This window comes from unidentified bacterial endosymbiont, from assembly GCF_918797525.1.
In the GTDB taxonomy this organism is placed as follows: domain Bacteria; phylum Pseudomonadota; class Gammaproteobacteria; order Enterobacterales; family Enterobacteriaceae; genus Enterobacter.
In genome coordinates this window covers 2,385,969-2,407,085 of record NZ_OU963893.1, presented here as the reverse complement: position 1 = coordinate 2,407,085, position 21,117 = coordinate 2,385,969, and the positions used below count along the sequence as shown (strand labels likewise).

At 52.4% G+C, this 21,117-nt stretch carries 17 protein-coding genes and 2 pseudogenes; 6 read left to right on the top strand and 13 right to left on the bottom strand.

The window, feature by feature from the left end:
* Positions 1-105: 105 nt before the first annotated feature.
* The gene (locus NL510_RS11410) at positions 106-3,090 is read right to left on the bottom strand and encodes a putative adhesin (protein WP_253376618.1); all 2,985 of its coding nucleotides are present in this window, start codon (positions 3,088-3,090) and stop codon (positions 106-108) included.
* 306 nt (positions 3,091-3,396) lie between these two features.
* On the opposite strand from NL510_RS11410, the gene NL510_RS11405 reads away from it, so the two are divergent.
* Complete coding sequence (locus tag NL510_RS11405; RefSeq protein WP_253376616.1) at positions 3,397-4,137, top strand: nitroreductase family protein; 741 nt, start codon at positions 3,397-3,399, stop codon at positions 4,135-4,137.
* A 311-nt stretch (positions 4,138-4,448) separates the two neighbouring features.
* On the opposite strand, the gene NL510_RS11400 is transcribed toward NL510_RS11405, so the two are convergent.
* Together NL510_RS11400 and NL510_RS11395 are read right to left on the bottom strand one after the other, a co-directional pair.
* Positions 4,449-5,552, bottom strand: coding sequence for a cobalamin-independent methionine synthase II family protein (locus NL510_RS11400; protein ID WP_253376614.1), 1,104 nt, complete (start codon positions 5,550-5,552; stop codon positions 4,449-4,451).
* A gap of 156 nt (positions 5,553-5,708) precedes the next feature.
* Complete coding sequence (locus NL510_RS11395) at positions 5,709-6,122, bottom strand: rhodanese-like domain-containing protein (RefSeq protein ID WP_253376612.1); 414 nt, start codon at positions 6,120-6,122, stop codon at positions 5,709-5,711.
* A gap of 73 nt (positions 6,123-6,195) precedes the next feature.
* Here NL510_RS11395 and ftrA point away from each other — a divergent pair, with 73 nt between their 5' ends.
* On the top strand, positions 6,196-7,197 hold the full coding sequence (gene ftrA, locus NL510_RS11390; protein ID WP_253376610.1) for a transcriptional regulator FtrA: 1,002 nt from the start codon (positions 6,196-6,198) through the stop codon (positions 7,195-7,197).
* Positions 7,198-7,344: 147 nt separating this feature from the next.
* Here the strand turns inward: ftrA and NL510_RS11385 are convergent, their stop codons facing one another.
* The 3 genes from NL510_RS11385 to NL510_RS11375 all read right to left on the bottom strand — a co-directional run bounded on the left by NL510_RS11385 (position 7,345) and on the right by NL510_RS11375 (position 10,502).
* Positions 7,345-7,707, bottom strand: a complete 363-nt coding sequence (locus NL510_RS11385; RefSeq protein ID WP_253376608.1) for a hypothetical protein — start codon at positions 7,705-7,707, stop codon at positions 7,345-7,347.
* Between the two features lie 222 nt (positions 7,708-7,929).
* Positions 7,930-9,894, bottom strand: a complete 1,965-nt coding sequence (locus NL510_RS11380; protein ID WP_253376606.1) for a peptidase U32 family protein — start codon at positions 9,892-9,894, stop codon at positions 7,930-7,932.
* Positions 9,895-9,974: 80 nt separating this feature from the next.
* Positions 9,975-10,502, bottom strand: a complete 528-nt coding sequence (locus tag NL510_RS11375) for a helix-turn-helix domain-containing protein (RefSeq protein WP_253376604.1) — start codon at positions 10,500-10,502, stop codon at positions 9,975-9,977.
* 92 nt (positions 10,503-10,594) lie between these two features.
* Between NL510_RS11375 and NL510_RS11370 the strand changes: the two are divergent.
* Positions 10,595-11,761 (top strand): annotated as a pseudogene (locus NL510_RS11370) (benzoate/H(+) symporter BenE family transporter).
* A 31-nt stretch (positions 11,762-11,792) separates the two neighbouring features.
* Here the strand turns inward: NL510_RS11370 and NL510_RS11365 are convergent.
* Both NL510_RS11365 and tehB read right to left on the bottom strand, forming a co-directional pair.
* Positions 11,793-12,467, bottom strand: a complete 675-nt coding sequence (locus tag NL510_RS11365) for a DUF3313 domain-containing protein (RefSeq protein WP_253376601.1) — start codon at positions 12,465-12,467, stop codon at positions 11,793-11,795.
* Positions 12,468-12,633: 166 nt separating this feature from the next.
* Positions 12,634-13,230 (bottom strand): tellurite resistance methyltransferase TehB, encoded by a 597-nt coding sequence (gene tehB / locus NL510_RS11360; RefSeq protein ID WP_301308555.1) that lies wholly within the window; start codon positions 13,228-13,230, stop codon positions 12,634-12,636.
* Between the two features lie 140 nt (positions 13,231-13,370).
* Here tehB and ydcK point away from each other — a divergent pair, with 140 nt between their 5' ends.
* Complete coding sequence (gene ydcK, locus NL510_RS11355; protein ID WP_253376599.1) at positions 13,371-14,351, top strand: YdcK family protein; 981 nt, start codon at positions 13,371-13,373, stop codon at positions 14,349-14,351.
* Here ydcK and rimL read toward each other — a convergent pair.
* From rimL to hglS, 5 genes and pseudogenes are all read right to left on the bottom strand, one after another.
* The gene (gene rimL / locus NL510_RS11350) at positions 14,346-14,885 is read right to left on the bottom strand and encodes a 50S ribosomal protein L7/L12-serine acetyltransferase (protein WP_253376597.1); all 540 of its coding nucleotides are present in this window, start codon (positions 14,883-14,885) and stop codon (positions 14,346-14,348) included. The two genes, ydcK and rimL, sit on opposite strands and share 6 nt — an antisense overlap.
* A gap of 46 nt (positions 14,886-14,931) precedes the next feature.
* The gene (locus NL510_RS11345; RefSeq protein ID WP_253376595.1) at positions 14,932-16,587 is read right to left on the bottom strand and encodes a glucan biosynthesis protein D; all 1,656 of its coding nucleotides are present in this window, start codon (positions 16,585-16,587) and stop codon (positions 14,932-14,934) included.
* Positions 16,588-16,820: 233 nt separating this feature from the next.
* Positions 16,821-16,985, bottom strand: a pseudogene (locus NL510_RS11340) (ABC transporter substrate-binding protein); the annotation flags it as partial.
* A gap of 50 nt (positions 16,986-17,035) precedes the next feature.
* Complete coding sequence (locus NL510_RS11335) at positions 17,036-18,541, bottom strand: carboxylesterase/lipase family protein (protein ID WP_253376584.1); 1,506 nt, start codon at positions 18,539-18,541, stop codon at positions 17,036-17,038.
* Between the two features lie 42 nt (positions 18,542-18,583).
* Entirely contained in the window at positions 18,584-19,927 is a 1,344-nt protein-coding gene (gene hglS, locus NL510_RS11330) for a 2-oxoadipate dioxygenase/decarboxylase HglS (RefSeq protein WP_253376582.1), read from the bottom strand.
* A 411-nt stretch (positions 19,928-20,338) separates the two neighbouring features.
* On the opposite strand from hglS, the gene NL510_RS11325 reads away from it, so the two are divergent.
* Positions 20,339-20,524 carry a con-10 family general stress protein gene (locus NL510_RS11325; RefSeq protein WP_253376580.1) on the top strand — a complete coding sequence of 62 codons (186 nt, stop codon included), beginning with the start codon at positions 20,339-20,341 and terminating at the stop codon, positions 20,522-20,524.
* 79 nt (positions 20,525-20,603) lie between these two features.
* Entirely contained in the window at positions 20,604-21,098 is a 495-nt protein-coding gene (locus NL510_RS11320; RefSeq protein ID WP_253376578.1) for a YciE/YciF ferroxidase family protein, read from the top strand.
* The last annotated feature ends 19 nt before the right edge of the window (positions 21,099-21,117 follow it).

Sequence of the window (21,117 nt, the reverse complement as noted above, 5' to 3'; positions counted from 1 at the left end):
TGGTTGTCAGAATCATTCTAGGGCACAGGTTCATAATATGCACTATTGCCTGGTTTGTGATGAGGGAATCCGGGTTGGCGGTTTTCTGACCGCGCATCATGCGTTTCAAAACGCTCGGCACATATACAGATGAAGCGTTTTATCTTCAACAGAGAGGGAAGATATATCGCGGAGCAAATCTTTCAACTTCACTTCCCTACGCTCTTTAATCTTTATAATGCTTTTATTTGATTCGATGGCCAGTTGCGCGTAATTAATTTGCGAGTCATAATCGAAACTTATAGCGTAACCCTCGATAAACTCACCTTTTTTTATGCTTTGTAGCGTGTTGAATTTCCCATTCACTAAATCCTGTAAGTCATCGACATGACCATAAAGACTTTTTCCCTTTTCTGTGTAGAACGCTAACTCGATGTTAGCGGGTATTTGACTGGAAAGAGTAATGTCTCGTGCGGCATGGGCTGCGAGGTATATGTCGCGGGGCGTTTTTTTGGGAATGTAAAGGTCAAATTCTTTGAATCCTACTTTATTGAGTTGGTCGTTAATTTTATTTACTGAATAAATCCGGGTGTTGACCAGGTTATTTTTTTCATTATCAAATCGCATAAAGTGAGTTTCTTCTGTTAACCTGTCGGTGCCGATATATATATCAATATCTCTATTGTATTTTAACGTGTGCTGACCAAGATTATTTCCTATGTTTTTTATGCTACCATCTTGCGGTGAGTATATGCAGGATAAACGCATTTCATTGGGGGAGCCAATAAAAACAACCCGTCTGTCTTTACCCATAAACTCTACCGGGTAATGTTTGTTGTTCAACTTTATGTAAAGATGGCCATTATTTGCGACGTAAATATTTTTATAGCCAGCCATCGAATTGATACCCATTTCAGATATGTCTATATTTGCCAGATTTCTGGCATCAAACATGTCCGCAACCATCATATTATGCAATGTGAATTCGTTATTTTTAAAATCAATAAGTAGCTTTTTATCATTATTTTCTTTGATGAAAAATGACCCTTCACGTTTTTCAAGCTTAACAAATTGACCATTGATTTTTAGATATTTTGTGCCTCTGGGATCGATTCTTAACCCCATGTGATCAGGAGCCGATAGTGTTGTCATATCCATATGTTTAGAGTACATAGCAGGGGTAATCTGATTTCTCAGCGCTTCAGATACATGAACGGATGTTTGCCGCTCAAATAACCAGCGGTTACCGTCCCACTCAATCGGGTAACCTTCTTTATCAGGGAACTTACGGTCATAAACTTCGTACAGGACACCATGGCCCTGATGTTTGGTGTTTCTTACAGGAAGTAACTCGCCATTCATTTCAACATATCGTCCCCAGGCATAATGGCCATAATCACCAATTTTTTCCTGTACGTATATATTACCTTGTCCGTAGAGGTTTTTATTATTATTACCTCTTGGAATATAATAAAACCCCTTTTCTCTTTGTGCTTTTATTTCATTTATAAGCTTAGACTGCTTATCATTGAATGCGGGATGTTTATTATGCGTGCTGAGATGCCATGTTTTTGATAATGGTTCCATATAAACCGGAATAAATTTTTTAACACCTCCCCCTTCATTTACAATGATTTCATAGACACCGACAGCATTCTGCTCAAGTTGATAGTTTTCTCCACTTAGTGTTATCTGACGTTTTCCCTCGCTGATTTCCACATTAAGCCCCGTTGAGTCAAAGCTATCGGCATAACGCCATGAAAGATTACTTTCGTCAACAATAACCCTTCTTTCCAGCCATTCTGGTTTTGCGGCATCAGGATAATATGTAACAAATTCATTAATTTTTTCTGTTGGTTTGAGATAAACCTTGCGGCCATTATCATTTATTGCGCCTTGTCCGTGTTTCAGCTCCAGCAGTATTTCCTTTCTGATCCCCGTAAGTGGGTTCCGGGTGTAAAAGGCTGCTCTCTTCGGTTCCGGCAAAGCATGGAGAAGTTCTGTTGGCTTTACTTTTCCGATGCTTGCCCGGAATCTAAACTTCAGCCCATCCACATCAAGAGATGTTGCCAGCTCCGCAAAAAAAAGCCTTCTAAATCGTTCTGCACAGATTTCATCGCCCTGATTCTGATAATATTCCCGACGTTTGACATTGGCGATAAGCTTCCCGATTAAGGGGGCAATCCCCAGCGTAATAATCTCAGCCGATATTTTAAGGCCCTCAGCAACCCCACGTTCCTCCGGAGAAGGCCTGCTATCTGGGTTATTATCATAAATCATGCGGAACGGATTTTCGGCTCTCTGAGCCTGAAATAACAACACTTTCCCCTTGTTAACCTCCTGTGCATCCAGCACTTCCTCTTCAAATGCGCAGTATTTTTTTATATGCACTGCCGTTCGAGGGTCATTCTCCGCTGCCAGTGCCCGTTTCGGGCGACTCCCGACGGGGTATTCATTATCCAGGCGGGCAGCAACCATCGGCGTACCGGCGGCTTCTGACCACAACCTGAGTTCAATATCTTTACCTTCATTTACCGTTAGTTGCCCGTCATGCACCAGATACTGCACCAGGCTAGAAATCAATTCGTCCTTCTTCTGCTCATCAGTAATGATATAACTGCCGCTTTTCAAATCCCCAACGATGTCTGTCGCCATCGTTGATTCGGCTCCCGGTAGAGGCACAGGCGATGCATTGGCGACCGGAAATATCAGCGGGTCATGCCGGGCTATAAACTCAGCGGTTTCGAACAGTGCTGTTGTTAAAGGGCTCATTATGATACCGAGGCCATTGCTGTTAATGTCTGTATTTCGTAAAACTGGAGAGAGTGGGTTTCTCTCAACGGTCAATGCCCGTGAGGTGTGCGGAGCCGAAAGTGGGCTATCGGCAAGCCTGAACTGGCTCAGCAACATTAACAGCGGAATCGCTATGCCCTGGCGCGGCACTGTATTATTCCATCCCTCATCAGAATGGCAAGCCCTGTTAATGCGGCTTGCAAAATGACTTATTTCATCCGAAATAACAGGTTCATTCGAATTTACGCCATGAAGCTGTGTTGCTATCTTTCCCCTGATATTATCGCGTGGCGTGTTCTGATATAATCCGGTTAACATTCTATGCTGTGAGGATGATATGGGCATAATAATTCTCTGCATCCATGAAAAATAGCTTTATAGCATGCAGGTGTCCTTATATCTATTAACAACAATAGTTTTCCTCTTAATATAAAGCTGGCTACGCCTGCTTTTGTAAATAGCCAGGAAAGTCAATCGAACTTTTTTTTGATTTTGTTAAAAATGGTTATTTTATTAGTATATTCCCGGAACGTTAGTGCGGGTTTACCATCTGATACCGCAAAGAGTGTTAATTGAAAAACGATGAAGGGCTGTTAGACTTTTACGACTCACCCTGGAGATAGTATGAATACAATTATTGACCTGTTCAACGACCATAAAAGCGAGCGCAGTTTCACCGACCGCGCGATCGATGACGCCACGCTTGAGCGCATTATCAGCACCGCATACCGCGCTCCTACCTCCGTGCATTCTCAGCAGGTATCAGTGATAGTGACCCGCGATGTACGCAAACGCGCAGAAATATCAAAGCTGGCGGGTGGCCAGCCGTGGATAGCCAAAGCGCCGGTTTTTATCACCTTTGTGCTGGATATGCATAAAACGCAGGTCGGGATGACGCTTGCGGGTAAAGAGCAGGTAGCGCATAAAAGTATTGAAAGTATCGTCGCCGGCGCGACCGACGTGGGTATCGCACTGGGATCTGTGATGGCCGCCGCCCGCTCCGAAGGGCTTGGCATTGTACCGATCGGCGGAATCCGCCTGCATCCACAGGCAATGATTGACCTGCTTGGGTTACCGGAGCACACCTTCCCGGTCGCGGGCGTCGTGATTGGCCACGTGGATATTCCTTCTCATCATAAACCGCGTCTTCCACTTGAAACGTTCCGCCACGATGAAGTCTATAAAACTGAGGGTCTGGAGGAGAAAATTACCCGCTATAACCAGCAGATAACCGACCACTGGCAGGCCATTAGCCGTACCGACGGTGAAACATGGAGTGAAAGTGTCAGCGGGTATTACCAGCACGTGTATTTCCCGAACGTGCTTCCTGCCCTGCTGAAGCAGGGATTTGGCATCGATAAATAGTCTATTACGGGTGGCGATCCTCACACGACACTTCGGGAATATATAAATCATATTCCCGCCTGTCCTGCTCGCTGTAATACGCACTGCTAACGCATTCCATTTGTATATATATGTAAGGCCTGGCCCAGATCGGTAAGACGTGTTATGCGGACTCACCCGTTCAATTCCTCCCCCCCCCATACAAGCGCCTGGCGTATGGCCTCATCCGTTTCACCGTGCCCCCACTGCTGCAACAAACCCAGCATGTTGGGCTGGGCGTCACGTTGCAGTACCCTGCTGCACTTTTATAATGCAGCGTTGTGGCAAAGGGTTTACCAGACTTCGCGGGCGATCCGGGTGACCAGGCGCACTTTGTCCCACTGCTGGGCTTCGTTCAGGCTATTGCCCTCTTCCGTAGAGGCAAAGCCACACTGCGGGCTAAGGCAAATCTGCTCTCTGGCGACATATTTTGCCGCCTCCTGCAGCCGCGCCTTCACGCCTTCAGGGTTTTCCAGTTCGCCGTTTTTGGTGGTAATAAGGCCCAGAACTACCTGCTGCTTGCCGGGGCGAACAAAACGCAGTGGCGCAAAATCACCGCTACGATCGTTGTCGTACTCCAGGAAAAAGGCATCGACGTTGACCGTGCCAAACAGCACGTCAGCCACTGGCTCGTACCCGCCTTCGGAAATCCAGGTAGAACGGAAATTACCGCGACAAACGTGCAGACCAATGGTCATATCGTCGGGTTTGCCTTCCAGAGCTTTGTTTAACACGCGGGCATAAATACGTGCCAGCGCGTCTGCATCATCACCCCGTTCGCGGATCTGACGACGCTGATCGTCTGAACAGAGATACGCCCAGACGGTATCATCCAACTGCAGATAGCGGCAGCCCGCGTTGTAAAATGCCTGAATCGCATCGCGCCAGGTGGTCGCCAGATCGTCAAAATAGACATCCAGGTCCGGATAAACGGTAGCGTCAATATCCTTACGACCGCCGCGGAAGTGCAGCACGCTTGGGCTGGGTAGGGTCATCTTCGGCTCTGCATTGCCGCTGATGCTTTTCAGATAACGAAAATCGTCCAGCATCGGATGGTCGCCAAAGCCCAGCTTGCCGGTGACGCGTACGCCGTGGGCTTTGGTCTGTACACCGTTGAACTGGATCCCCTGTTGTGAGTCGTAACGCTCCACGCCCTGCAGGCCGTCGAAGAAATCGAAGTGCCACCATGCGCGACGGAACTCGCCGTCGGTAACCACCTGCAGCCCGCAGCCACACTGCTGCTCAACGACGTGGCGGATAGCCTCATCCTCCACCGTGCGAAGCTGGCTGGCATCAATCTCGCCGCTGGCAAACTTCAGGCGGGCCTGTTTGATGGCATCCGGGCGTAAAAAACTGCCGACTACATCGGCGCGGTACGGGGCGTGTTGTCGCTGCATGGTGATCTCCTTTATCAGTTAGCGATAATTGCCAACAGTGATAGTTCATCTCTTAAATTTACAGACTTCTGGATGTCTAAATGTCCAAAAAAGATGTCATATCTGCGCCATGACCTCAAACGAGAAAATTTCATCTACAGTGAAAAAAATTCATCTTCACCGCAAAGCCCGCACCGACGGGGGCGCAAACTCAAACTGCTCATCTTCCCAGCCGGTTATTCCCCCCAGCATCATTTTGACCGGCAAGCCCAGCCGGGCCAGCTTGAGTGCCGCCCGGTCTGCCCCGTTGCAGTGCGGCCCTGCGCAGTAAACCACAAACAGCGTATCGGCAGGCCATTGCGCCATGCGTTCGGCCGTGATCTCCCTCCAGGGCAAATGCAACGCACCGGGTAGATGCTGGCGGGCAAATTGCTCCGCCTTGCCGACCACATGCAGCAGCACAAAGTCCTGCTCCTGGTTCACCAGGGCATGATGCACGTCGGCGCAATCAGTCTCCAGGCTCAGGCGGCGCAGAAAATGGGCAACAGCTTCCTGCGGCTCTGCAGCCGGAAATTCAGTAACATAGCTCATGGTCCTTCCTCATCTTTGGCGTTTGTGTTAACACTACTCTATCCATAAATTCACCCAGTGAATGTGCCCACTTATGCCAGAAAACAGCAAAAAGATGACAAACTTAAGACAGGTTTACCGTCCGCTGGTCGTGGTGCTGGCGTATGACGGTCTATGCACCTTTGAATTTGGCGTGGCGGTTGAAATTTTTGGTCTGCCACGACCGGAACTGGGGGATGAGTGGTATCGCTTTGCCGTGGCGGGCGTAGAAAGCGGCGAGCTGCGCGCAACGGGCGGGATCCGCATCATGACCGATGGTGATTTGAGCCTGCTTGCATCTGCCGATGCGATCGTTGTGCCCGGCTGGCGAGGTCTGGATGAACCGGTTCCTGACGCGCTCTGTGAAGCGTTACATGACGCCCATGCACGCGGGTGCCGGTTGTTATCGATCTGTTCCGGGGTCTTTGTGCTGGCGGCATCCGGTCTGCTTAACGGGCGTAAAGCCACCACCCACTGGCGATATACGGATGCCCTTCAGCGCCGTTATCCGGCGATTAGCGTGATTGAGGATGTACTCTATCAGGATGAGGGCGATATCCTGACGTCCGCAGGCAGTGCGGCAGGTATCGACCTGTGTCTGCATCTGGTGCGCCGGGAATTTGGCGTGGAAACCGCTAACCACGTTGCGCGCCGTCTGGTTATTCCCGCGCATCGGGATGGCGCGCAACCGCAACAGCTCAACCGCCCGGTGGCACAATTGCGCGAAAGCCAGCGTCTGGGGCAGTTGTTTGATTTTCTGCATAACCATCTGGCCGTATCCCACAGCATTGACTCGCTGGCACGTCGGGTTGGCATGAGCCCGCGCACCTTTCTGCGCCGCTTTCAGGATGCAACGGGAACCACGCCCGCACGCTGGCTCATCAATGCCCGGCTGCTACGGGCAAAAGATTATCTCGAGAGCAGTCGTTTAAGCATTGACTGTATTGCTGAGCAAACCGGTTTCGTGCAGGCGGCAACCCTGCGCCATCACTTCCGCCAGCATTTCGCGCTCTCGCCTGCGCAATACCGCAAACAGTTTGCCCGTTACTGCCGGTAAACAGGCAAAAAAAACCGCCATTATCTGGCGGTAAATGCTTGCATGGATAGATTTGTATTTTGGTCTCTACGTCCCGACACGGCATGCCGGGCAGCGGATCGATGACTACCCTAACATTCATTAACTCAACAGAGGGTAAACAGGGCGTCAGCTCGTTTTGGTGTTAATTTGCAAATAATGCATCAAGCCCTGTTCGGCGCTCTGTTTCGCGTCTTCATTAATGGCTTCAAGATAGAAAGGCCGGGAAACCGCATACGGCGCCTGGTCGGCAGAATAGACCGCATACTGGAACATTTTTCCCTTCGCCTGATTGATACAGCCTAAATCCCAGCGTTGTTCGTTTATTCTGGTGCTGCTACAGACGACTTTGCCGTAATCACTGGTTAAATATGATCCTACCCGAGTTTCCGCAGACTGAATAAATTCCGGTTTATCATCCCAGTCATAGCTCGCTGATGCCGTTGCCCCCACGGCAACGACCAGAAGCCCAAGACCCAATAGCTTATTCATTGAAAAGACCTGTTCCATAGCCAGAAAGTCTTATTATATAGGACTTTTCTTTAATTTCTGCCTTCCCGGGACACCAGAATTGGTGGTTTTTTTTGGGTTTTTCTTAATTTTTCATCCAATTCCTAATTTAATTCCGGCTACGTTATTCGTGTATAAACATTATCCATCGCCCAAAAGTGACGCACTCTGCGCTAACTTTGATTGATGGATTTTTTTTGCTAATTAATTACCCTTGCGCTTTGGCAGGGTTTTCATTAGCTCTTCCGGGCTGACGGAAGCCACAATGCTGCCTGGCTGTGGCGTTTTGAATATGTGATTTTTCATCTTGCCGATTACGTGCATTTCACAAGGGCGGCAATCAAACTTAAGCGTCAGCACTTCATCGCCGTTTACCAACTGCATTGGCGTTGCTTTCCAGCTCTTAATGCTGCCTTTTGCCTGTTTCGGGCACAGGTTAAAGGCAAATCGCAGGCAATGTTTGGTGATCATGACCGGCACATCGCCCTTCTCTTCATGCGCTTCATACGCCGCATCTATCAATTGCACGCCGTGACGATGATAAAATTCACGCGCTTTATGGTTGTACACATTAGCGAGGAAAGACAAATGGCTGTCCGGGTAAACCGGCGCAGGAACGGTTTCAGCCTTGCGGCTGCCGCGCGGGTAGTTTGCCAGACGAGCGTTGTCGAGCAACTCCGCGGTTTCACGCCGGAACGAATTTAACAGGCTGTTCGGCACAAACAGCGCATCCGGCAAATTGACGGTGACAGTGCGCGCATAATAGAGGGTCTGCCCCAGTTTAGCCACGCCATCCTTCAGGCTGTTAAGCGCTTTCAGCGGATTATTTGCCACCTCGAACAGACCGTCAAGCGTATGTGTGACGCTGATACCATCCTCACAGGTCATGGTCAGGATCAGTTGCTCCTCCCAACCGTCCAGTTCGATATCCACCGCAATGCGGCGCTCGCTGGAGGTTTTCAGCAACGCCTGTTGCCAGTTGTGATCGAGATTACGGTTCAGGGCGGCGTTCGGACGGGCTTTACAGAGGTCGGCAGGCATCTCATTGGGCCATACGCGGTAGCGATTCTCTCCGGTCTTTTCCACCGTGTTAGCGCGAAAACCGACCACTTCACGCTTGATCATCACGTTCAGCCCATCGCCGTTTGCCAGCGGCTCCGTGACCGACACATCAAGGTGATCTTTCGCCACGTTCAGCACTTCACCCACCGGCAGGCCGATAAACTTCGGTGAATCAAACGCGCCGATATCGTCTTTACGGGCATTCACGAAATAGTCAGTGCTGCCGCGGTGAAAGGTTTTATCCGTCGATGGTATAAAGAAATGTTCAGTACGGCCCGCCGAGGCGCGCGCCAGGTCGCTCCGGTCTTCAATAATGGCATCAAGCATCTGACGATAGTGCGCGGTGATGTTCTTCACGTAACTCATATCTTTGTAACGTCCTTCAATCTTGAAGGAACGCACGCCCGCGTCAATCAACGCGCCAAGGTTGGCGGTCTGATCGTTATCTTTCATCGACAGCAGGTGTTTTTCGAACGCCACAACGCGGCCCTGGTCGTCTTTCAGAGTATACGGCAAACGGCAAGCCTGGGAGCAATCCCCACGGTTGGCGCTGCGTCCGGTCTGCGCGTGGGAGATATTGCACTGCCCGGAATAGGCCACGCACAACGCGCCGTGGATGAAGAACTCGATGGTCGCATCCGTCGCCTGGTGAATATCGCGGATCTGGTTCAGGTTCAGCTCGCGCGCGAGGACAATCTGAGAAAACCCGACGTCGGAAAGAAACTTCGCCTTCTCTACCGTGCGGATATCACACTGGGTGCTGGCGTGCAATTCAATGGGCGGAATATCCAGCGCCAGCACGCCCATGTCCTGAACGATCAGGGCATCCACTCCGGTCTGGTAAAGGTCGGTAATCAAACGCTGCGCAGGTTCCAGTTCATCATCATGCAGAATGGTGTTGAGGGTCACGAACACTTTCGCGCCAAAACGATGGGCGAACGGGATCAGCCCGGCAATATCGCTCAGGCTGTTGCTGGCGTTATGGCGAGCACCAAAGCCCGGGCCACCGATGTAGACCGCATCCGCGCCGTGAAGGATCGCTTCCCGGGCAATGGCGGCGTCACGGGCCGGGCTTAAAAGTTCAAGATGATGAGAGTGCAGGCGCATACGTCGTCGTTATCCGTTAGGGTCAAAATGGCGGCTATTGTAGTCAGAAGTTTGCGACAGTGAAACCGTTTTGCAAGGCTTTAATGGGGATAATGAATGAGAGAGTGAAAATGCACTGTCAGCGTGCTGCTGTTGCGGTAGGCATGCGGTTTATCCCCTGCAAAACGCACACCGGTATCGGCCTTAATCGTCCGCCACTCACCGTCGATTTGCATCTCCAGCTCACCGCTAACCACCACCACATGTTCAATCACCCCCGCCTCATGCGGCTTAGACTCGCTCATGGCTCCCGGCGCCAGGGTGATGGAGAAATGGTCGAATTTAAGCGCCTCATCCCAGGGGAATAGCGGTTTCACGACCATGGCCTGCTGCTGGGGATCAAAGACCGCCGGTCGGTCGGTCTCTGGGGTGATGAATGTTGAGAATGGCACGTTTAGCCCGGTGGCTATCTTCCACAGTGTAGAGACCGTTGGGCTGGACTCATTGCGCTCAATTTGCCCCAGCATCGCCTTCGACACACCGCTCTCTTCCGCCAGCTTCGACAGACTCCAGCCGCGCGCCTGACGCTGCTTTTTTAACGTGCTTGCCAGATGTTGTGTAATGTCCATTTTCCCTCCTGAAGGTATTAAGTATATCACTTGTACGCTATAGCGCACAGTGCTACCTTATATCGGACGCTAAAACGCACAACGGAGTTCGCATGCGCCCTTCACCCCATCTCATACCTGCCGCGCTCGCTGGTTTTGTCGCCGTCCTGGTGGGGTATGCCAGTTCGGCGGCCATCATCTGGCAGGCAGCCGCAGCGGCAGGCGCGAATGCCCAGCAGATAGCCGGCTGGATGACGGCGCTCGGAATCGGGATGGGTATCAGCACACTGGTCCTTTCCTGGTGGTATAAGGCGCCGGTGCTCACTGCCTGGTCAACCCCCGGCGCGGCGCTATTAGCCACCAGCCTTCAGGGCGTGACGCTTTCCGAAACCATCGGCGTGTTTATCTTTACCAATGCCCTTATTCTGCTGTGAGGCGTGACCGGCTTATTTTCCCGCCTGATGAAGATTATTCCGCATACGCTCGCCGCCGCCATGCTGGCAGGCGTGCTGTTGCGCTTTGGTCTGCAGGCATTTATCCAACTGGAGGGCCATTTTTTGCTTTGCGCCAGCATGCTGGCGGTATGGCTATTAACCAAAGCGCTTGCCCCCCGCTGCGCCATCCTCGCCACGCTGCTGGCCGGTGGCATTGTGGCCTGGCTGGGAGGTGACGTTGTCACTGAAAATCTTGCCATCTCCGTCGTGGCACCGCAATTTATCGCCCCGACGTTGACCTTCAAAAGTCTGGTGAGTATTGGTGTACCCTTCTTCCTCGTGACCATGGCTTCACAAAACGCCCCCGGCTTCGCCACGCTGAAAGCCTCGGGATATCCGCTGCCAGCGTCTGGGCTGATTATCTTCACCGGGGGGCTGGGGCTGCTGTTATCTCCCTTCGGCGTGTTTTCCATCTGCATCGCCGCTATCACCGCGGCGATTTGCCACAGCCCGGACGCGCATCCGGATCCCGACAAACGGTGGCACGCCGCCGTCGCCGCAGGGCTATTTTATCTACTGGCCGGTCTCTTCGGCGGCTCGATTACCGGTTTGATGGCCGCGCTGCCGCAGAGCGGGATCCAGATGCTGGCCGGTCTGGCGCTAGTGAGTACCCTTGGCGGGAGTTTGTTTCAGGCGCTGAATAGTGACGCGGAACGTGACGCCGCCATTGTCACTTTTCTGGTGACCGCCAGTGGGACAACGATCCTGGGGATGGGTTCTGCCTTCTGGGGACTGGCGCTGGGCGGGATATATTACGCCGTTCTCTTACGCTTACGTCCAGCGTAAAAAAGGCCTGCAGTGCGCAGGCCGTTTTCCATTATTTTGCCGTTTTATTCACATCAAACATGGTGGCATCGGTCGCCATATCATCAACAACCTGTTTCAGGGTGGCGAACGTTAAAGGCGTGCTCTCGTTATTGAGCTCTTTACCTTCGCCTTTACGAACCACTCTAACCACCGGCTTACCGGTGTTGGCATCAATCAGCTCACCTTCAAAGAACAGGTGCGTGTCCATGGTGCGGTGACCAGAGGCCATTTGCGTACCTGCAACCAGCAGCGCCACCGGCACCACTTCATAGAACTGCAATCCTTCGGCTTTGGAACTGACGCCGGTAATAGCGCCGCGGAAGATCAGGCTGCGCGGACCCGGCGTCGTCACGATTGGCATCCGCTGAGCAATGGCGGTTTTCATTTTGGTATTGGTGTAGTTCAGCAATTCATCCAGCGTTCTTTGACCAATTTGTGTGGAAGGTTTTGGCACCGGATAATAGGTAATCGAATTCCAGACAATATTATCATAGTGAGATTTATTGAACGACGGATCTACCCAACGCAGCACGGGTTTACCGGTTGCTGAGGTGGTTTCCTGCAAGCCTGAATAATCTTTTAAAAAGCCTGAAAATTGGTCGGGGGCGGCCACTTTCGAGGCACAACCCGCCAACGCCAACAGACCAGAAAGCACTGCGACTTTAACAAAAGTGTGAGTACGCATGATGGAATTCCATGTTATGTAAAGTATGCAGTTGAAGTTATAGCAAAAGCTGAGCGTCTTTGTTGTGGCAAAAAATGATGCAGGCAGCACAGTTTGCAAAAAGGCTGCCAGGACAGGTTCCGGGCTGTGAAAATTATGCCTTGCGGGGCTTATCCCGGGGCGCGCGTTAAGCGGGCTTGCGCGCCAGTAGGGTGGCAAAACGCAGCTTGATGCGTTGACCGTTGGCGTCGGTGCGGTGCAACTCACCGACCTCTTCGTTGTATTTGAGCAACTGCCAGCCGCTATAGTAGTTGCGTAGTTCGTCGGCTTTGAAGGCGAACGGGAAGCCGACGGTACAGGGATAATCTGCGGTATCCATGGCGGCAACAATCAGATTATAGCCGCCTGGGCTGGTGCAACGCTGCATATTGGCGATAAGACCAGGGATAGTTTTCGCTTCCAGGAACATCATCACCACGGTAGAGAGAATAAAATCGTACTCACCCTCAAAGCGCAGGCTGTTCAGATCCTTAAGGGCCGTTTGCAGATGGGTAATCCCCTCCGCCGCTTTGATGCGTTCGATAGTGTCGATGCTCATGGCATTTTTATCCCATGCCGTCACATCATAACCGTTGGCCGCAAGGTACAGGCTGTTACGCCCGTTGCCGCACCCGAGATCGAGGGTCTTCCCCGGTTTCACCTGCCCAACACTGTACAGCACCTCTGAGTGCGTACGGGTCAGGCCATATTTTTCACTGAAGTAATGGTCGTCTATTGTCATCATTTTGTTATTTATGTGTAATAATTTTAAATCTTAAAATGTATTTTAAATACCATTTTAGGGTATTTCCCCGACAGACGCCAGCGATTCGAAAAGGCGAAAGTTTGCTACGTTTAGTTATGAACTTTTTCAGGGAAAACTGTATGAAGAAATACCGGCTTAGCGATGATACTCGTCTCTGGCAATGGCACGTAGGTGAGCGTAAAAACGCCACAAGGCTGCGGCAAATTATCGCTACTGTAGATTTTAACGACGTGGTGAGTGGAACCAGGGGTGGCTGGGTTGAAGATGAGAATGCCCTCGCACAGAGCGGTCATTGCTGGATTTACGATGAAAACAGCGTTGTTTTTGCCGGTGCTCGCGTCTCGGGCAACGCGCGCCTTACCCAGCCGTGCGTCATTAGCCATGGCGCCTGTGTTTCAGGCAACTGCTGGCTGGATGGCGCGCAGGTCAGTCACGGGGCAAAAATAAGTGACAACGTCACGATACAGCGCTCCTCCGTGCGGGGCGAGTGCCATATCTATGGCGATGCTCGCATACTTCACAACAGCATCGTTATCGCCGCCAAAGGACTCACGCCTGATCCAACGCAAATGCTTAAAATCTATGACAGGGCCACGGTGAGCGAGTCGCGTATTATCCACCAGGCGCAAATTTACGGCGACGCGATGGTCAGTTACGCCTTCGTTGAACATCGTGCTGAAGTCTTCGACAAGGCGATCCTCAAAGGCAATGCACTTAACAACGTTTGGGTATGCGACTGCGCAAAAGTGTATGGCAACGCGTGTATGATTGCCGGCTATGACGACGATGCCATCCCTACCCTGCGCTACAATTCTCAGGTCGCAGAGAATGCGGTGGTTGAAGGTAACTGCGTCATAAAACATCATGTGCTGATCGGCGGGCAGGCCTGGCTGCGCGGTGGGCCGATTTTAATTGATGATAAAGTGGTCATTCAGGGACGCGCGCGGATAAGCGGCGATGTCCTTATCGAGCATCAGATAGCGATCACCGACGACGCCGTTATCGAGGGGCTTAACGGCGACAACATTCATCTTCGCGGGGTAAAGGTGATTAACGGTAATCAGCACATTACCCGCACGCCTCTGCTGGGCGCGTTATAGCGGAATAATTTTCGCGTAGGTATTCACATCATCAAAACGGCCGTTGAGGTATTCGGCTTCACGCAGGCACCCTTCCAGCGTAAAGCCGTTGCGTACGGCAACGCTGTTACTGTTACGGTTATCCACCCGGCATTTGATCACGAAACGGCGAATCTCGCCGCGCCCGGCGTAATAGCGCATAAAAGCCTGCAATGCCTGAGAGAGAATGCCTTGTCCCTGATGCCCTTCGTCCAGCCAGTAGCCGATGTAACCGGCTTTATTGGCGGGTTCAATCGCATTGAAAGACAGCACGCCCACCAGCTCCTCCGCCTGAAAAATCAGGTACATTTTGGCGTAACCGCGCTGGTGCAGCATCTGATTGCTTTGCACGTTACGACGGGTGTCCTCCTCGCTGCCGACGTGCTGCGCCCAGTCAAAGGCGGTTTGCAGCCAGGCTTTGTTTTTGATAACCAGAGAGTGGAGTTCTGCGGTATAGCCCTCGTCGACGGCGCGCAGTTCGATATCCCGTGAAACGGGGATGATTTCTGAAGACATAGTACCTCCTCAATGCCCGGTGGCGTAGCGCCACCGGGCAGAAGGGTTAACGCATAATGCGATCATCAACGTAGTGCCGTTTATCCGGCGCAGGCGGGAAATACTGATACAGCCAGGTTTCACCTATCGCCTCGCCCTGGGAGCGCAGGAACAGGCGCATCTCCACCGGATCCGTAGAGTCGGTTGTGGGGTACCAGTCGAACAAAATCCGGTAGCCGTCAAACGGCTCAACGTAGAGGATCTCAACCTGCCTCGCCTCTCCGCTTGAGAGGGTAATCACCGGTTCTATCCCTTTCGGCGCTGCGGCTTTCAGATCGCCACCGACAAAATCAATGGCAAAACGACGGGCCCACACTTTTGGATAATTTTCTCCCGGTGCCCAGCCTTCCGGGAACCCACCCATACCGGTACGGGTGGCCAGCACATTTGCCAGCGGAGAACGTACAGGCGGCTGCGCGCTCCAGTAAAGGCGGTATTTGAAGCCCAGTTCATCGCCCGCGTTCACCGGTTTTTCAGGTTGCCAGAAGCACACTATGTTATCCAGAGTTTCACCGGTAGTAGGGATTTCCATCAGGCCTACCGAGCCTTTCCCCCAGTTGTTGCGCGGTTCAACCCACAGGCTTGGGCGTTTGTTATACCAGCCCATAACGTCCTGATAATGCGAGAAATCACGGTCGAGCTGCAGCAAACCAAACCCTTTTGGGTTTTTGTCCATAAAGGCGTTGAACTGCAGTTTTTGCGGGTTATTCAGCGGACGGCAGATCCACTCGCCGTTGCCGCGCCACATTGACAGGCGGTCGGAGTCATGGATTTGGGGATGAATGGTGTCACACATGCGGCGTTCGTTATTGCCACAGCTGAACATGCTGGTCATCGGCGCAATACCGAGCTGTTTAATGTCCTTACGGGCATAGAGGTGGTTTTCCACCTCCATGATCACCTGACTCTTCTCGCAGTGGATAACGAACTTATAGGCACCGGTGATGCTTGGGCTGTCCAGCAGCGTATAAACGGTAAAAGTGGTATCGCCCGGTTTGACGGTTTCGAACCAGAACGCCGTGAAATCAGGGAACTCTTCCGGCGTATCGGTGAAGGTATCAATCGCCAGTCCTCGCGCGGAAAGGCCATACTGCCAGGTGTCATCAACCGCACGGAAATAGCTTGCGCCGAGGAAGGAGACGATATCGCGACGCGCCAGTTCCGGCGCTTTAAAGGCGCGGAAGCCCGCAAAACCGAGATCGCTCTGCCCGTCAAGCTGTTTTATATCGACCCCGGTATCGCCGTAGCTGAACAGTTCCGGACGAAAGTGAATTTCGCGTGCCTGAGAGGTAGCGTGATCCAGCGAGAACATCCGCACGCGACGACGGAACCCCATCCCCATGTGGAAGAACTGGATGTCAAGCTGACGGCCTTCAATGTTATTCCACAGGGACTGATTTTCATCGTAGCGAATGGCGTTGTAAGCCTGCGGCGTCATAGTCGCCAGCGTTTCCGGTAGCGGACGCGGCGCACCTCCCCACGGGGATTTTGCCAGACCATGCGCCATGGATTGCAGTACGGAGAAGTCAAAACGACGGCTCTGACCATCGGCAATGTCAGAGTCTGCAGCGTATGCCGCTTTAGAAAACAGTGAGGCAAGGCCAGAAGTACCGCTCAGGGCGGCCATTGCCAGCGAGCCTTTTAAAAAACGTCTGCGATTCATGCCCGTGAAAACGTCCTTATGGTCGTGTGAATGTATTTCGCCCGTGGCGAAACGACGGCAAGAAAGAACGCACAGCCTAAACAAAAAAGGTTAAGAATCCAATTGTTGGCTGGTGATTATTTGAACAAAGCGAGAAATATTTTCTGTCGACCAGAACGGGCTGAAAAAGGGGTAAAGTTATGTATAAAAATGCCCCGGCAGGCAATCACCGCCGGGGCTAACGAGGTGGTTATTTTTACGCTGACATCGATACCCGGGAAGTACTTATCAGCGAGTGTAGCGATCGTGCCGTCAGCACGGACTTTATCTATCGCGTCATTAAGCTGCGTTTCGGTGGCCTTATCCCCTTTACGCAAGCCAAAGCCAATACCACTGCCGAGGAGGGTGTCGTCCGCCAGCAGGTGACGTGGCACAGAAAATGGCCTGTCGGCATTTCGCAGTTGTTTGCTTAATCGAGGCTGACATGGTGTTTCATCACCCGCCTGAACAGACTCATGCGTGCACGCATAAAGCGGTTTTCGAGCCTGAAACCTGCATGTTTATTCACGCCAATGCGTAGCAGCACATCCCGTCCTTTGCGGCAGGCAGGCCAGTGGGTTGGGCCAGGTAACATCTCGCGCGCCTCTGCTTCACGCGCGAAGCTCACCCAGTAATCAGCCACCTGCGCAGCAAATCTGAGGTCGTTTTCATTTACGTAGTCCCGTGAAGGCGCTATCTGCCCGAGCGTGTCAAACACGTAAGGAATTTCATTGCCGTGCCAGGCTCCATTGACATAAGTCGCATGCTCCGCTTCGGCCACGTAGTCGAACCAGTAGCGCCAGCACGACGCGCCGACGCGTTGCTGCGCCTGCATGACCACATAACCCATCGTCGTAAACGCCATATCGCGACAAACCTGTCGGCCCAGCTCCGCATCCCCTTTTACGCCCGGATAAAGCAGCTTTATTAACCCCAGGCCAAAGCGGCGCGTACGGCGAAGTTTTTCTATTTCACCGGCCAGATCAATGCCAAATACCGCCATCACGCTGGCTTCATCACTGTTCGAACCAACCATAACCGGGACAGAGTGTTGATGAGCGGCAAAGAAGACATCCAGCATGGCCTCGGGCAGAACGCAATCTCCGGCAATGGGCGCAGGGGCCACGTTCAGCGGCGCTGCCAGCGGCCAGAACGCGTCAGCGGGAATGGCGCGCAGCTGCGCGGCGCTGGCATTTTCCAGCCCGAAATGGGCGGCCAGCGCCTCTCCTTTTTGCAGGGCTTTTACTCGTGGCGTATCCGGCAAGGTATAAGCGCTCTGCACAATCGCTTTGTGGAATATCCCCCCGGCAAGCGGCGAAGCCAGCAGCGACAGCACGCTCCGTGCGCCTGCCGATTCACCAAACAGGGTGATGTTGTTTGGATCCCCGCCAAAGGCGGCAATATTGTCACCTACCCATTTCAGGGCGGCAATCTGGTCAAGCAGGGCAAAATTATGGACTACCTGCTCCTCTTCTCCGTCAAGGGCCGGATGGGCAAAAAAGCCGAGGTGCCCGAGGCGATAATTGACGCTTACCACCACCACGTCTCGCCGTGCCAGCGCTTTACCGTTGTACGGCGGCAGCCCGCCCGCGCCAAGGGTGAAACCACCACCGTGCAACCACACCATCACCGGAAGCGGAGCCGAACGCTCCACGGGGGACCAGACGTTAAGATAGAGACAATCTTCCGAAAACTGGCCTGGGTCGCCCCCGCCCAGCTCCTGGCAATATTCACTGCTTTGCCAGCTTGACGGCGCAAACGCCGTCGCCGGACGAACGCCTTCCCAGGGTTTAGCAGGACGTGGAGAGCGCCAGCGCCAGTCGCCAACGGGCGGTTCGGCATAAGGGATCCCGCACCACACATGGATATTTTCATCAGTAAAACCAGTCAGAACGCCCTGGCGTGTTTCAACCACAGGGGCGGAGGGATTTTGCATAACCACCTTCTTTTTCCATCACACCCCTGAAGAGTAACGATTTTAAAGCAAACCGCAACGCTGTTTACTGCGCGCTTCAGCCTCCTGGTAGAGCGTGAACTCATCATAAACCTGGCAGCCCAGCGCCGCTTCGAACGCGTCGCGGCTGGCGTTTCCGTGGCTTCGCGCCTGGGTTTGATTCCCGAGATTGGACTGAAAAATCCCCGCGGCGCTGACTGGTAAAAAGTCTTCATAGGTGATGGGCTGAGCAACCACCCAGCCGCGCTCGATGAGCGGCTGCGGATCGTCTCCGGCCCGAAAAGCAGAACGGTGCGCCTCTCCGGCGGGCGTCAGGCGGTAGCGAAAATAGGCCAGCCCCTGGCGACGCATGAACATTTCGCTGTCGGGAAAGGCGCGAAATACCTCCTGTAAATGAAGCTGGTGCATCAGGTTATCTTTACCGGTCCCGGCCTGGCCGAGTAAACGGTCGTACAACGCCCGGCCCTTTGGCGTCAGCGCAATGCCGCGTTGTTCAATTTCGCCAAACCGGGCGGTGTGTGTTCCTGTATGTTCTCCGGCAAACAGCACCGGTTCTTCCAGCGCTTTAAAGCTGGTCTGGCGCAGAAGCACCGGCACGTCACGGCGCGGCGGCCCTTCTATGAGTATTTTCGGCTCAATGCCGTACTTCGGCATCAGCGCCTGCACCTGGTCGATATCCAGCGTGCGTGGCGTCAGGTGGTTAATGTGGCAACCGGGAAAACAGACCACGTCCGCAATTAGACGGTGCTCATGACTCAGCGCCAGATAGGTCTCGCGATCGACCGTCGCCTGCTGGTGCCAGCAAAACGTGCAGAGCGCTTGCTGGACGAACTCCCGCGCCTGCGCCTCGGTGAAAGCGCCTGCCGACTCATGCAGGTTGATAAGCTCCAGACAGCGCGGGGTAAAGATGGTGCGTTGCGAAAGAATAGCCGCCGCACGCTTACGCAGCGTCATGCTCTCTATCAATTCCAGGCGCAGCAGTGAGGTAAAAATGCGAAACGGGTTACGGCACAGCGCCGCATCCTCTGTCGGGCGAAACGCCGTCGAGTGCACCGGAACCCCAGCCTGAGAGAGATCGTAATAGCTGACCGGGTACATCCCCATAATGGCAAACATCCGACGCAGGGTAGAAAGCTCTTGCGCGGTACCAACGCGAATGGCGCCATGACGCTCAACGTTGAGGCGCGCCAGCTCATCAGCATTCGCCAGTTGTTCATGTAAAAGCGGGTTATTTTCCAGCACCGCCAGGTTTACGTCCGCGACCAGGTCGAGCAATGTGCCGTACTGCGGAACTTCCCGCTGGTACATCGCCGACATTGCCTGCGAAAAATGTTCCCGAATATCATCAGCCGTGATGGTGTTCGCCATGATGTCATGCCTCCAGTGAATACTCCCTGGAGTGTAGAAAAGCACGCTCCGTCCGGCGGGAAGAATTTACGTTCTGTGATCTTACGACGCCAGTGCTCAAACCCTACACGCTTTACCCCACTGCGGAGAGATCCCGATGCCAGTGCAGGCCACAGGCTAAATTAGGATTAATCTCTATCTATGTATTTCTAAATTTACATTGCGAGAATTATTAGCGCTAAGACAGGAGGTTAGCTTCATCTTGATAAATATATCAACGCCAAACGAAGCGTTAATTAATATGGAAGAACTGAAGCTATCACGCCCGCCGTTTGACTCATCATTAGTAGCGACTAAAGTTATTAATCGAACGACGACTGATACGGAAATAATTCTGTATCTTACTGACATAATCAATCAATGAGGTTTAATATGGCAGAGCATCGTGGTGGTTCCGGTAATTTCGCTGAAGATCGTGAAAAAGCATCTGACGCTGGCCGTAAAGGTGGTCAGCAGAGCGGGGGTAATTTCAAAAACGACCCGCAACGCGCATCTGAAGCAGGAAAAAAAGGCGGGCAGAACAGTCACGGCGGAGGCCGTAAATCTGATAACTCCTGATGTAAGCAAATAATCAGCGAGTTGACTGCGGGCCGAATGGCTCGCAGTCCCCTTCTTTAATTACTCTGGAGCACATAATATGAATATGAAATCACTTGAAGATGTATTTATCCACCTGTTATCGGATACCTACAGCGCAGAAAAGCAGCTGACCCGCGCATTAAGTAAACTCTCACGCGAAGCCTCCAGCGAACAGCTTAGCGCCGCGTTCAAAGCCCACCTGGACGAGACACACGGTCAGATCGAACGTATTGATCAGATCATCGAACAAGAACAGGGCCTTAAAATCAAACGGATGAAGTGCGTGGCAATGGAAGGTTTAATTGAAGAAGCCAATGAAGTGATCGAAAGCACTGAAAAAAATGAAATTCGTGATGCCGCTTTAATTGCCGCAGCGCAAAAAGTGGAGCATTACGAAATAGCCAGCTACGGTACCCTCGCAACCCTGGCCGAACAATTAGGATATAAAAAGGCGGTAAAACTTCTTGCCGAAACGCTGGAAGAGGAAAAAGAGACCGACCTTAAATTAACCGATCTTGCGGTTGGAAATATTAATACCAAAGCGCATAAATAATCACCCTTTATGACAACAT